The organism is Adlercreutzia sp. ZJ304 (assembly GCF_011039075.1).
In the GTDB taxonomy this organism is placed as follows: Bacteria; Actinomycetota; Coriobacteriia; order Coriobacteriales; family Eggerthellaceae; genus Adlercreutzia_A.
The window spans coordinates 145773-160142 of record NZ_JAAKEG010000006.1 but is presented as its reverse complement, the minus strand read 5'-3'; the positions used below and the strand labels follow the sequence as shown (position 1 = coordinate 160142).

Below are 14370 nucleotides of genomic sequence, written 5' to 3'. Positions count from 1 at the left end.
CTATCTAATGACATATGACGATACACAGGGCGCAAAGCGCGCAAATTCCCAGAATACGCAGGACGCATTTTCGGATGCGCCCTTAGGTGAAAGCGCCAAAAGCGCCACAAATTCACGCGCATATGAATACGGAATAGCATGGGGAGCCAACCGCAAGGCGGCTCCCCAGTCGGGCGCAAATGCGGCACATCAGCAGTCGGGCGCAAACGCGGCACAGCAACAAGCGCGACCGGCGGCAACGGCAACGGCGGCGGCTTCCGCACCGCACGCGCAGCGCGCACCGCACGCACAACAGCCGCTGCAACCTGCGCAGGAAAGCAGGAAACGCAAGCATGGTGCAGGGTTTTGGATAGGCATAATAGTTGCCATAGTCGCGCTAATTCTTGCGGCGCTTCTGGCATTCAACATGTGCAGCGGCGGCGGGCGTGGTGCGCGTCAGGGCGACCAAGGTCAGCTTGCTGGCAAGACCGATGCCGAAATTCAAGCCGAGCTAGACCGCGTGGTAGAAGAAGGCATGTTCAACATTTCCATCGCGTCCGTGATTGAGTTCGAAAACGGCACCGCACCCGGCGAGGTGCGCATAGAGAACGTCCCGAACAACCGTTACCTGATGCGGGTAGAGGTCGTTCGCGACGACACGGGCGAAGTTATATACACGACCGATTACGTTGAACCGAACCACCACATTCAAACCGACACCTTAGATGTTGCGCTGCCGGCAGGCACCTACGATTGCACAGCCAATTTCTTCGCTTACGACATGGAGACGGAAGACGAAGTTGGGCAGGCGGCAGCCAAGGTAGTAGTGAAAGTGCTTGGGTAAGTAAAGGGATTTGGGATAAGGGAACATCATGGAAAGCATCGCAAAGAAAATTCTGGCAATAGTGGTGGCGTGCTGCATGGTTACGTCGCTTACTCCGGCGGCGGCTTTGGCTGCGGGCGCCGGTGCGGGCGGGGCATCCACACCCGGCGCGACTGCGACTGCGGGTGCAGCTGCGGGCGCAGATTACACGCGCACGCAGGAAAACACCGAGCGCATCGAACATGAAGGCGTGCAAGAGGCGGCAGATGAATACGCCACTGAACACACAGGAGAAGCAGCGCAGGCTACTACCGAAGGCGCTTCCACGTCTGTTTCTGTGCGCACGCTTTCGGAATTCAACTGGACGCGCTGGACGGGTCCGCAGCAAAATGCAACCATAGATGATGTGGCTGATCCCGAAAAAGCGTCGGGCAATTTGGTTGTGGAATACGAAAAGGGCGCTCCGAAAAAGCTTGACGGCGGCGCGCTGGGCTACGAATATTCGCTGGAAGTTACGCGCACGGCTTTCAAGAGCGACGGCACGCTTCAATCTAGTGGCACTACGAAGCAGCTTACGGGCGGAGTGGTGGAAGATGGCGGCAACGCGCCCGTAGTTACCATTGTGTTAAAAGACGCGCTGGAAGAATTCGCCGAAGAATCAATAAGCAACGAAAACGCAAGTTATTTCTACGGCTCTTACGATTTCAAGATAGTTACAACAGGCGCTGCAGAGGCGCCCGAATGCGTTGTTAATTTCTGGATAGTGCCAGACGACTTCCTGAAAGATCGCATTAATGCCGACGAGGCGAACCCCGATAACCTTTACATGACAGGTGCTTTCTACGGTCACGCGACACTTGAGGCTACAAATATTAAGGCGGCAGCTGCATCTGGTGCAGCTAGTCCGGCATTTACCACACTGCAAAGCGAAGCGGGCGCAAATGCCATAGATACGGCTTACCAGCTAGACGTAACGAATGGCACGCTTTTCAACGTAAACGAACTGTACAAGCAGGTTGATACGGTAACGCTTCCTGTAAGTGCCGATTTGGCGGACAAGGCAGATGGCACAATTAGTGTGCTTGCGTTGGTGGACGGGCAGGTGAAGCGCGTAGAGTACAAACGCGTGGGCAGCAGCAATGAATACGCGAATGCGGCTGACAGCACAGATAAACTTACGTTTAAGCCGGCGGAAAGTGCGGGCGAAGGTGGCGAAGGCTCGGGCGCGGGCGCGGGTGCTGGCTCGGGTGCGGGCACGGGCACGGGCACAAGCACCCCTGCGCACGTCACTTTCTCCGTGAAAAACTTGGGTGCGGCTCCGGGCGCTTTCGCCATTACTTATAAAAGCACGCAAAAATTCCAAGTAACCACCAGCGCTACGGGTGGCACCATAGACGAGGCGCACGCGAAGGAATTTGCGCGCGGCGCAACCCCAACGTTTTATTTCAGCCCGAGCGAAAATTTCTATCTGGCAAACGCAAGCGATGTGGTAGTTTCGGGGCTTAATGCCGACCAATACACTCTAGGTGCAAATTTCATTACGCTAAGCGACACGGCGGCAGCAACGAATGTAACGATAAGCATCACATTCACCGAATACACCGAATCTGAAGCTGAGTCTCACGCCTACTGGAAGTTGGATGTTAGCAGCACGTCTGAGACAGGCGCGTCGGGCGAAGTGTCGGTAGACACAGTTGTGCTGGGCGCGGACAAAGTGCCCACCAACAGCGACACCACAAAATTCAGCGGTTCCAAGACTTTTAACATGGTGCAGGCGGGCTCGCCGGTGTATTTGAATCTCTTTCCGGGCGAGGGCTCGTGCCTAAAAAGCCTGAAAGTTAATGGAGTAGAAGTTGCTGTTACTGGCAGCACGTATACTTTAAGTACCATGCACGATAACACCAGCATAGAGGTGGTGTTTGCGCCCGGCATTCCGCCTGCGCATGTAACGTATACCGTTACCGGTGAAATAGCTGAAGGCAGCGGAAATTTTGGCGTAAGTGTTGACGAAAGCGGGCAGCACCCCATAACAAATTACAGCGCTACGGTGGTTGCGGGCGATTTCCAACATGTTAGCGTGAATGCCGATGAGGGGTACACAATTGGCAGTTTAGAGCTTGACGGCGTGGCGGTTAGCGCCGCGGAGGGCATGCAAAAATACACGCTTACAATTACAAATGTGCGGGCAAATCATAATGTTGTTGTGCGCTTCGTGGGCGACAAAGTGCAGATAAGCGTGCCTGCAAGTGTGGCTGGAGCCACCATAGAAACCAATATGGAGGGCACATCGCCCTATAGCGTAAATGCTGGTGAAGACGTAGAGATATACATAACGCCAGCCAAGAACTATACGCTTGGGAAAATTGTTGTAGGCGAGAACACTTATACAACAGATGAGCTGATGGCAGCTGGCGGCAAAGATGGCTACACGCTGGCGAAAAATTCAAGCGGCACATATACGCTTAGCTTTAAGGCTGTGGGCAATGTTTCGGTGTGTCCGATGCTTTTCCCCGAAGCCGACCCTGACATTCCGGCAACTTTGAAAACGGTTGACGTGGCTGGGCACGGTGGCAATGTTGCGCCGCAGGGCAAGCACACGCTAGATGCGGAAAGCGGCAAGCTAACGCTGAATTTTAGCCGTCTTGAAGGCGACGAATACAAAGACACTCACGTAGACCGTATAGAAATTTCGTCGAATGAAGGCGAAACGGCAACGGTTGCATTTGCCGATTTAACGGATAAGTGGAGCTGGGTGTTTGATGCAAACACTTATAAGGGCACAACCTTCGCAATAGATGTTTACTTTACAGAAGCGGGAAGTGGCGGCGATGTAGCGCCCGAGCCCGCGAAAGCCGACATTGTGCTAGCGGCGAATGCGGGCTGCACTATTGATCCGGCGGGTGTGCAAAACGATGCGGGCGAATGGGTTTACGCGGGCGTTAATTGTGGCGTGGCGCAGTCGTTCACGCTAATTCCAGAAACGGGGTATGAACTAAGTTGCATTTGGCTGTCGGTTGGTGGCGGCAAGATGGTAGATGTAACAAATGCCACGTACAAGGATGCGGCAGGAATTGACGTGCCCTATGTTGTTGGCAACACGCTTTCGTTTATTCCGCAGGCTGCGTCTAGCGGCACGGCGCAATATAAGGTGTATGCCGAATTCAAGAAGTTAGAATCTGAAGACCCTGACTATACGCAGCGCATGTTGGTGGTGCGTACTGATGCGTCTGGCACGGGTACGGGTACTACTACGCCTTCGGGAACCACTTGGACAAGTGCGGGAGAAAAGCAAAGCATCTCTATTATTCCCGATAAAGATAGCAGAATAGATTGCGTAACGCTGCAAGATTTAGATGCAGACGGCGCGCCCATAGAGGGCACCTCGCGTGTGGTAACTAGCCTTGCCAGCGCCGGTACGCTGTCTATTACGGTCGATGAAAACACGCTTGTACTGGTGAAATTCGCTAAGCTAAACCCGGGCGAGGTAGCACCGATCAACAAGAAAGTGGTGGCGGTTACATCTGCTGCACTTACTGGTGGCACCATATCGCCCGCGGGGCTGCAAAATGTTTTAGCTGACGCAAGCCTGTCGTTTAGCATAAAGGCGCAAGAAGGCTACAGTTTTGCGGCGCTGAAGGTTACGGGTGAATTTGAAAGCGATAAATACGAAGCCGAAATAAGCCCGACCGATAGCCGCATAACCGCAAATGATGCGGGCGACACATTTACCTATGCGCTGCCTAGCGATTTGATAACTCGTTTCGCTAAGACCGATAGCGCGGACAACACGGGGCGCATAAATGTTATAGCCACATTTACGGCGCAAAGCATAAACGACAAAACTTGGCATGTATCTACCAGCGTAAGTGGACCGTCTGGTGCGGGATACATTTCTCCCGGCATGTGCGAAGGGCAAGATGGCGTAGATGTGGCGGCGGGCGCGTCGCAAACATTCAGTTTTGTGAATAAGGCAGGCTACGTTGTGCGCGCAGTTTATGTTGACGGCGTGCAAGTGGCTGCTGGCGTTAGCGAATACACGCTTGAAAATGTTGTGAAAGATACCGACTTGCGGGTGGAATTTGCACCCGAGGCGGGCAAACCTGTGCCGCGTGTGCACAGCATAGAGACCAGTGTGGTGGGCAGCTGTGGCGGTACTGTTTCGCCTTTGGGCGCAACCGATGTTAACGATGGCGCAAACATTAGCGTTACGTTTATTCCCGACGCTGGCTGGCGCATTAAAGATGTGCGGCTAGACGGAAAACCGGTTGTGGCTGATGTAAGCGGCAGCACACTTGAGCTGTTCAATGTGTCGGCGGACCACTCTGTTGTGGTGGAATACGAAAACGTTGTGACAGATACCTCGCTTGTGCTTGTGGAAGCGAAGGGACCGGGGCGCGTTTCGCCCGCTGGTGCGGTGGAGCTGGTTGAAGGCAAGAATACAGCCTTCACATTCATTGCGAATGCAGCTAGCGCAAGTGCGAAAGTGGTAGACCTGACCAGCGTTACGGTTGACATGCGTCTAGAAAATGGCGAAATAAAAACGCTTGGCGGAGCCGATTTAGCCAATGCTGCGAAAACAAACGACTGGACGCTTGATGTGGCTTCCATAGAGGAATTTGTTGCGGCGCAAGGGTACAGTGGCGCAAGCATTGCCAAGCTGGTTGCCACGTTTGCCGAAGTGGACAAAACAGAACCGGGTGGCACGCCTGCGCTTGGCGATGAAGAGCAGCCGCCGTCAACAGATGCGCGCGTGCGCATAGAAGCAAGCGCAGGATACGGTGGCACTATTGAGCCTTCCGTGTACGAGGCAGTTGTGCCAAGCGAAGCTGGCAAGATAAATGAATACACATTTACTGTGAAGCCTACGGCGGAATACCATATTAAAGATGTGTCGCTGAATGCTTCTGGTGCCAGTGGTGTTCAGCTTGTGAACAACGGCAATGGCACCTACACGTTAAAAATTAGCAGCGCCTCAAATGTTGGCGGCAGCACCGTGGGAATAAATGCTGAGTTTGAGAAAAACGCGGCTGAGGTTCAGCGCGATGAATATTCGATAGAAGTAGAAGTGCAAGGCGCGGGCTCTGTTTATCCGGGAAACATTACTCAAGCTGGCGGTAAGACCACGATGAAGGTGCCGGCAGGCGGCGCGCAGGCGTTCTCGTTCTTCCCGGAAAGTGGATGCGCTACTTATATAAAGGTTGGGCAAGCGTCAATTTTCGATGCTTCTGACCACAGCGACTTGCGCCAAGTTGCCGGCAGCTATTCGCTTAGCAACATATCGTGCGACATGCGTGTGCTGGTTGTGTTCAATTCAGCATCTGGTAGCGAAGCTGAGCAACTTCCCGAATACGAAAAGTTCACCGTAAAAGCGCAGGCTGTTGGTGGTGGCACCATAACGCCTGCGGGCGACACGCTGGTGAATGCTGGCGCAAATCTTGTGTTCACCGCGAAAGCAAATGCGGGACACAAGCTAAGTTACCTTGCAATTGATGGAACGGTCGATTCCGACGGCAACGTTTTGGCTGGCGAATACGTAAGTGCAGCCGATGTGGCGCGCGGGCAATACACGTTCGCAAATATTCAGGCTGACCACTCTGTGGTGGCGGTGTTTGTTAGCGACACTCAGGCGGTTGAGAACTTCACAGCTTACGACTTAACGCTTGGTGGCTCTGGTAAGGGCTATGCTAGTCCCAGTGGGGTTGTGTTCGTAAAATCGGGCGCGGCGCAATCAGCTGAGGTGCTGCCAAATCATGGTTTTGCTGTTAAACAGGCGTACTTTATAGATGAAGCAGGTTCACGTGTAGGCAGCACTTATGCGCCCGAAGCGGGCGAATCTGGTGTTCGCGTTCCGCTTGCTTATCGCGGTAGTGGCACATACAGGCTAGTTGCAGAATTTGAGGCAGCGTTACTTCCTAACACTGGGCTTGATAATGCTGAAATAAATGAAGATGTGTCATATATTGTGAACGCTGGTGTTGAGGGCAGCGGTGGTGCTGTGTCGCCAGCGGGCACGAATGTTGTGCGAGCGCATGCGGCGCAGACTTTCACGCTAATTCCAGATGAGGGCTACAAAGTTGATGGTGCGTATGTGCTTATGAAGAATGGCACTAAAAACCCAATTGCTGTTGACGGGAATTCATTCACGCTGCGCGAAGTGTCTTCCAACATGGACGTGTTTGCGGTGTTTAAGCCTGTGGGTGCGGGCGAAACTGTGCCTAGTTATACGAACCACGCAGTTAGCGTTTCTGCTAATGGACCCGGCAATGTGTATCCGGCGGGGTGTGTTCAGGTTGCAAATGGCAAGCCCTTTACGTTCACGCTTCAGCCTGACAATGGAGCGCTTCTGAAACGACTTGTTGTGCATGCGGCAGGTGAGCAAACAGATGTTACTAGTGGAGTGGTTGGGCTTAGCTACACTGTGCCTGCCGTTTCGCAAGATTTAAGATTTGTGGCTGAGTTCGCCAATACGGATGGCTCGTCTTACTTCGAGCCGGATGCAGACGTAAATGTAGACGTGCGCATACAAGATTCAAGTGCTGGCAGCGCAAACTTCTGCCGTGTGTCGCCTACTTATGCAAGTTTGCCCAAAGGCTCTTCCAAGAAGTTCTACATAATGCCAAACGATGGCTATGAAGTGGTTTCTGCAAATGTTTCTTCTGCGGGCAAGACAACTCCGCTTCCGATAATGGACATAGGTGGCACAGGGCTTGAAGGTGCCCGCGATGCAGCGCAGCCCTACAAGTATGTGCTTGTAAACGATATTCGCGAAGACACTGTACTGAATGTTGTTATTAAGAAGAGCGCAGATAGCTGCATATACGATAAAGATTCAATTTCAAAGGTTGAAGTTGAGTCTAGCGGAGGCGCATCGGTTAAGCCTTCGGGAAGCGATGCATATGTTGCTCCGGGCGACACTATTAACATGACGGCTACACCGGCTACCGGCGAAGATATAACGAAGATTCAGATTGGCGACAATGTATTTGTTGTGCCTGAAATACCTAGCGGCACCAGCAGCGAGGATGCAGACAAGATAATTCAAGGTGCGGTGGACAGCTTTAACGGTGCGCATCCAGATGCGAATTTGGAATACAATCCGGCAGATGATTCGTTTACTTGGAACGTAGTGGCTGGTGCCGACGGAAGTGTGCCTCAGGTTAGCGTAAATGCCACCGATAAAAATTCGCCAGCCGATGTGTTTTACTTCGACAATCTTGCCAATGTTCGCACGCAAACAGACAGCGGCTATTTGGTAGTAACGCGCGTGGTTGACGGCAAGATATATCGTCATGTTATGCGTCATGGCGAGAACATTCCCGTCTCTATTGGGCAGGAGATATCTATTGAGGCCGTTGCCGATGCAGGCTATAAGGTGAAAAGCGTTGAACTGGATGGTTTTGAGGTTATAGATCCCGGCGTAATAGATGAGGGTTGTTTCAAGCAAAAAGCTTATGCGGCAGAATCTGAGACGGCCGCCGTTACGCGCTTGCGCACTACAAAAGCGAACCCGACAATTAGTTACTCTTTTATGCGCGACGAAAGCAGCAGTAGTGGTGGCAGCAGCAGCGGCGATGGCGGCAGCGGTGGTAGCGGCGGTAATGTCGGCAAAGACCAAAAGTATCAGATAACGGCGTCTTCTACCGGGCATGGTACGGTAAGCCCGTCGGGGACTATGGCTTACGACTTAACGGCAGATGCCGAGTACAATTTCATGCCCGATACTGGGTATACGGTTTCGTCAATTTCCGTAGATGGAATATCGCAATTCTACAGTTCTACTAAGTATGTTTACAAAGCCAAGGATGAAAAGGCGGGCAATACGCATACGCTAGAGGTTACATTTACGCCGATTGTATCGTCTGGTTCCGGCAATAAGTTTGTTCGCGTGCCAAGCACTTTGGGCGGCGCTTTAAGCCAGCTTGCGAAGACAGGCGATATGAACGCAGCTCTTATGTGTGCACTTTTGGCGGTGGCGTGTGGGGCGACTGCGGTGCTTGTGCTTACGAACAGTCGCAAGAACCGTCGCGTTCACGCTCGTAAGCCGCGCGATTAGTAAATTAGTAATCAGTATTGCAGACTCTAAACTCAAAGGCTTACGCAAGCGAACCCCAAAGCTTGCGTAAGCCTCTTTTCTAGCCAATTAGGCAAAAACCGACAGAGAAATGGTCAAAACTTCCGGCTTTCCATGGTTGGCATGCCGCATAGCCAACCTGAATTGTGGAGAACACTGGGCAAACAGGAGATGCCAGTGTACTAGTAGGCAGAATTTCACGTTTTTCACCATGGAAAGTCGGAAGTTTTGACCATTTTTTCGGAAAATTTTGATCGTGTGCCGAAAGTTGGTGTCAGGAGTCACTTTGAGATAGAAGTGACCATTGCCTAGAATCGTTTTTGTGAAAGTAACCGATTCAGCAGAAAGGCAACGGCCACCATGGACACTTTACAGGATAAAGGAACGCTCGAAAACCTTCCATTTCGCGAGGATGGGACCATCGACATCAATGAGATGATGCGCCGCGGGCTGCGCACCGCACGTTGTACATTGCGGGTTGTGTGTCGCGGGCTGCGCACCGCACGTTGTACATTGCGGGTTGTGTGTCGCGGGCTGCGCACTACACGTTGTGTGCCGCGGGCTGTGTGCGCCACATAAACGGACTGCGCAAACGTGCGACGCTAGCCCTACACTTGGGTGGACAGGAATATTTGCAGAGACATCTGCTCCATCTGATCCTGTAATTCTTCCAGTTCATCTGCGTGGCGATCTTCGTCCATCAGAATATCCTTCAGAACGTCGCGCGTTGCGTTGTCGCCAACTTCGCTAGCCATCTTTATGGCGTCGTTGTAGTTTTTAATTGTGTGTTCTTCCAGATCGTGGTCGTTGTCTACCTGATCTGGCACGGTGGCACCAATGTGCATTTCGTTCAGATTAGAAACGATGGGTTTGCCTTCTAGGAACAAAATACGCTCCATCAGCTTTTCGGCATGATGCATTTCGGTAATTGCGCGGGTTTTGAAATTCTGGGATAGCTTCGTATAGCCCCAGTCCTCGCACATTTCGGCGTGCAGCATGTACTGGTTGATGGCGGTTAATTCGTCCGCTAGAAGGTCGTTCAGTTTATTAACAAGCTTTGTGTTGCCCTTCATGGAAGTGCCCCTTTCATTTTGCTTTGCGGTCGTTTGAAACACTGTATTGACACGACTTCATTCTAGGGGGCACCTAAGTGCGCAAGCGCCTGCCTGCACCACCGTTACTGTATTGCAATCTAGCCGTTTGCTGGGCGATATCGCAATGCGGAATTAGCACTCTAGGCGTTAGAGTGCTAAAATGCGGAAAACAATATAGAGTAGAAATTCTAAAGCTGAAAGGCAGACGATGAGGAAATTCAAAACCGAGAGTAAAAAGCTGCTCGATCTTATGATTAACAGCATATATACGAATCGCGAGATATTCTTGCGCGAGCTTATTTCGAATGCGTCAGATGCGGTGGATAAGCTGTATTTCCGCAGCTTAACCGACGATTCGTGCAAAATAAATCGTGCCGATTTGGCAATTTTGGTGGGCTATAACAAAGACGAACGCACCGTTACCGTGTCAGATAACGGCATCGGCATGGACAAAGACGACCTAGACAAGAATTTGGGCACAATTGCACATAGCGATTCGTTCGAATTTAAGACCGAACAAGCTGCTGGCGAAGGTGAAGCGGATGGCGGTAAGGGTCTTGCCGATATGACCGATGTAGACATAATCGGTCAGTTTGGTGTTGGCTTTTACAGCGCATTTATGGTTGGCAAGCGCGTGCGAGTGGTGTCTCGCGCGTTCGGCTCCGACGAGGCGTGGGCTTGGGAAAGCGACGGCGTAGATGGCTACACCATAGAGCCAGCCGAGCGCGCCGAACACGGCACCGACGTAATAGTGTTCCTGAAAGACGACTCAGACGACGAGCGCTATGGTACTTTCGCCACCGAATACGGTCTAACCGAGCTTATCAAGCGCTACAGTAACTATGTGCGCTACCCAATTCAGATGGAAGTAACTAAGAGCCGCGAACTTCCGAAGCCAGACGATGCGGGCGATGACTACAAGCCTCAGTTTGAAAACTACACTGAGCTGGAAACAATCAACTCCATGATTCCAATTTGGAAACGCAAGAAATCTGAGGTCAGCCAAGAGGAATACAACGAATTTTACAAGACCGACTTCCACGATTTTGAAGACCCGTTGCGCACCATGAGCCTGCATGCAGAGGGCACGCTTACATACGATGCGCTGATGTTTGTGCCGGCGCACGCGCCGTGGGACATGTGGTCGAAGGATTACAAGAAGGGGCTGGCGCTGTATAGCAGCGGCGTGCTTATTATGGATAAGTGCGAAGAGCTTGTGCCCGACTACTTTAGCTTTATGCGTGGCGTGGTAGATTCGGCTGACCTTACGCTGAATATTAGCCGCGAAACGCTGCAACACAACGGGCAGTTGCGTGCTATTGCTCGTCGCTTGGAAAAGAAGGTTAAGACCGAGCTTGCGAACATGCTGTCTGACAATCGCGAGGCATACGAGGGCTTCTTCAAGGAATTTGGGCGCACCATGAAATACGGCCTGTATTCAACGTATGGGCAGGCGCGCGATGTGCTGGCTGACTTGTTAATTTTCTGGTCGGCTAAGGAAAAGCGCATGGTAACGCTGGCTGAATATGTGTCGGCGGCACCCGAAGGTCAAGACTCCATTTTCTTCGCTGCGGGCGATTCGCGTGAGCGCTTGGCGCAAATGCCCATAGTTACCACGGTGCTTGCAAAAGGCTACGACGTGTTGCTGTGCGACGAAAATGTGGACGAATTCTGCATGATGGCGCTGGGTGCATTTGAAGAGCCGGGCACCGGCGAGGGCGACGAAGCCCCAACCATGTGGCAGCTAAAGAATGTTGGCGGCGAAGATTTGGGTCTTACCACCGAGGAAGAGAAGAAAGAAGCTGAGGAAGCCACCGAGCAGAATGCGTCGCTGTTTGATGCGATGCGCGAGGCGCTAGATGGCAAAGTGCAGAAAGTAGTAGTGTCTACGCGCCTAACCGATGCGCCTGTGGTGCTTACCACCGAGGGTGCGGTTAGTCTTCAGATGTCGCAAATGCTGAAAAGTCAGCCCGGCAGCCAAGAGGGCGTTCCCGAGGCGCAGGTAGTAATGGAAGTGAATGCAAAGCATCCGGTGTTTGAGGTTCTGAAAGCTGCGCAAGAAGGCGGCGATTCCGGCAAGGTGAAAACTTACACCAGCATTTTGTACGATCAGGCTATGCTTGTAGAAGGTTTGCCTATAGACGATCCGCTGGCATTCGCCCAAGCAATAAGCGCCCTTATGAAGTAAATTGCGTGGCGTAAATCGCGCGGGCGCGTTTCGCAGGCGTAAATTGCACAAGCGCGTTTCGCAGGCGCGTTTCGCAGGTGCGTTTCGCAGGCGTAAATTACGCAGGTGCACTACTGCACGTTGTTTTTAATGTTGGAACCTTGCCAGATACGGCAGGGTTCCGCTTTTTTTTATTTGCTTTTTTGGTGGCGTGCTTACAATTTCGCTTGATATGTTGAACGGCATGGTCGTGCCTTTTGCATAGGAAATATATCTGAAGTACGAATGCAGCTTACAAGTGGTAGGCTTACTTCATACAATTTTCTAGGAAGCAGAGGCAATATGGCATCTTCTCAATTTGAAATTCAGGAAAAGCGCCAGATAAAGTTTCTCTCGCCTTTTAAGCATGATGCGGGTCGTGCGCGTCATGAAATAGAGGCTATTTGTGAAGTGCCTTGGAATTCAGATTGGTTCAATGCGTGTAGCGACTCTTTCAATTCGCAATTGGCTGTTACCAGTATGGCTGTGGCGGCATCGATGGTGCGCAATACTCAGCGTAATAACTTTCGCTATGCTGTGGGTGCGCTGGAATCGTTGGGTTTTCAAGATGTAGATGTAAGCAGCTTTAAGCATCGCAACGAAACAGACGATGAAGACTACAAGCGCGACAAAGACTTAGTTGCATACGCTTTTGCGCATCAGCTGATACCAAGCCCAAGTGCGTCGGGCAAGCAAGTGCCGCTTGTGGTGGCGGCAGTACGCGGTACATCGCGCACTTGCGAGTGGCGCAGCAATGCAAACGTGGCAGATGCGGTAGCCGATGGCAACTACAACGTTGAATATCATGAAGGCTTTGATGCGGCAGCTGAAGAGGCTTATAGCAACTTTGCTGACTATATTGAGCGCTGCGGAATATCTGCAAGCGAAGCGAAGATATGGCTTATAGGGCACAGCAGAGGCGGTGCAGTTGCCAACATAATTGGTTCGTATATGTGCGAGTCTGACGAATTCGACCCTGCGCAGGTGTTTGTGTACGCTTTCGCAACTCCGCCGGTTACGCGCCGCACCGATGCGGAAGATGCGCGCTTCAACAACATCTTCAACATAATAGACCCGCGCGATTACGTTCCGCGGCTTCCGCTGGAACATTGGGGTTTTCGCCGTTTCGGAAAAACGATGTACTTGCCGGCGCAGCGCATGTGTTTGGGCGGTACTGAAGAATATTACAAACGTGCTGCGCAGCTGTTCGAGCAATTCGCTGAAACCGAGCGCCCAACATTTGACAGCATTGGACCAACTGCTCGTTTGGTGCGCGATATTGCCAGCGTAAGCCCCACGCTGACGACTGCATATACAAAAGTGCGTCAAACGAAATTCGGGCGCAAAACATTCGCGCAGTACTTTCAAATTTTTACGGAAATGGGGCATAGCAAAGGGGCGCGTTTTGTTAAAGAGTCGCTGAATATGGGGCGTTTGTCTCCCGGTCCATTTCGGCGTTTTGCGGAGTACTTCCTAAAGAATACGGTGCCGGCGAACAAGACAATGGGCACCCATAGTGAAGAGGGCTATTTGGCGTGCATGATGGCTGCAGCTGAGGCGGGGCTGAATTTGCCGGCTAGTGCAGATGCGCGCATGACATGCTTTACCGCTTATGGCGAAGTTGATGTGGTAGTTAAAGATGCGTCCGGTAAAAAACTTGCTTCTGTGTGGAAGGGGTCGGTCGAGCGCGTGAAAGATGTGCAGGGTGCGCTGCCGGTCTACTATGATTCCGACACATGCGCGGCAAGTGTTTGGATGGCGGATGGCAGTTTAGACGATTACTGTATAGAACTGCGCGACCGCGACGGGCATTCGTTTGGCGTTACTGTGGCGTGCCAAGATGCTATGGGTCGCACACTCAGCCAAGATGAGTATGGTCCACTAAAGATAGGCGCGGGAGCAACTATTGCATGGTCTGAGCTGGCACCTAAAGCCGAGGTTCGTCACACTGATATCGGTTGCAATTTGAGCGCAAGTGTTAGCACGCAAGGAGGAAAGCGCTGCGACGCGGTAGGTGCCGAGTGCCTTACAGCAGGCGATTGGGCAGTTGTGCGCGCATTCGAGGGGCGCGGTTCTACGTTTAAGGGATGGTATGCCGATGGTCGCAATCCGAAGGTGGCAGAGCCGCTGAATACGTCGCGCGATTTTCGCATACGAGTAGCGGAAAACCGATCGTTAGTGGCTGTGTTCGAATAGA

6 protein-coding genes are annotated in these 14370 nt (G+C 52.1%); 5 read left to right on the top strand and 1 reads right to left on the bottom strand.

Features of this window, described 5'->3' with window-relative positions; genetic code table 11:
* Positions 1–7: 7 nt before the first annotated feature.
* From G7Y46_RS04990 to G7Y46_RS04980, 3 genes are all read left to right on the top strand, one after another.
* Positions 8–823: a hypothetical protein gene (locus tag G7Y46_RS04990; protein WP_165252909.1), complete on the top strand. Its 816-nt coding sequence runs from the start codon at positions 8–10 to the stop codon at positions 821–823.
* A gap of 28 nt (positions 824–851) precedes the next feature.
* Positions 852–8855 carry a hypothetical protein gene (locus G7Y46_RS04985; RefSeq protein WP_165252907.1) on the top strand — a complete coding sequence of 2668 codons (8004 nt, stop codon included), beginning with the start codon at positions 852–854 and terminating at the stop codon, positions 8853–8855.
* A 378-nt stretch (positions 8856–9233) separates the two neighbouring features.
* Positions 9234–9452, top strand: coding sequence for a hypothetical protein (locus G7Y46_RS04980; RefSeq protein WP_165252717.1), 219 nt, complete (start codon positions 9234–9236; stop codon positions 9450–9452).
* A 29-nt stretch (positions 9453–9481) separates the two neighbouring features.
* Here the strand turns inward: G7Y46_RS04980 and bfr are convergent, their stop codons facing one another.
* Positions 9482–9946 (bottom strand): bacterioferritin, encoded by a 465-nt coding sequence (gene bfr, locus G7Y46_RS04975; protein ID WP_165063056.1) that lies wholly within the window; start codon positions 9944–9946, stop codon positions 9482–9484.
* Between the two features lie 229 nt (positions 9947–10175).
* On the opposite strand from bfr, the gene htpG reads away from it, so the two are divergent.
* Entirely contained in the window at positions 10176–12155 is a 1980-nt protein-coding gene (gene htpG / locus G7Y46_RS04970; protein WP_165252905.1) for a molecular chaperone HtpG, read from the top strand.
* A 321-nt stretch (positions 12156–12476) separates the two neighbouring features.
* Entirely contained in the window at positions 12477–14369 is a 1893-nt protein-coding gene (locus G7Y46_RS04965; RefSeq protein ID WP_165252903.1) for a lipase family protein, read from the top strand.
* The last annotated feature ends 1 nt before the right edge of the window (position 14370 follow it).

Coding starts and splice junctions, on each gene's coding strand:
- bfr (WP_165063056.1), bottom strand. CDS start 9,946: ATGAAGGGCAACACAAAGCTTGTTAATAAACTGAACGACCTTCTAGCG.
- G7Y46_RS04990 (WP_165252909.1), top strand. CDS start 8: ATGACATATGACGATACACAGGGCGCAAAGCGCGCAAATTCCCAGAAT.
- htpG (WP_165252905.1), top strand. CDS start 10,176: ATGAGGAAATTCAAAACCGAGAGTAAAAAGCTGCTCGATCTTATGATT.
- G7Y46_RS04980 (WP_165252717.1), top strand. CDS start 9,234: ATGGACACTTTACAGGATAAAGGAACGCTCGAAAACCTTCCATTTCGC.
- G7Y46_RS04985 (WP_165252907.1), top strand. CDS start 852: ATGGAAAGCATCGCAAAGAAAATTCTGGCAATAGTGGTGGCGTGCTGC.
- G7Y46_RS04965 (WP_165252903.1), top strand. CDS start 12,477: ATGGCATCTTCTCAATTTGAAATTCAGGAAAAGCGCCAGATAAAGTTT.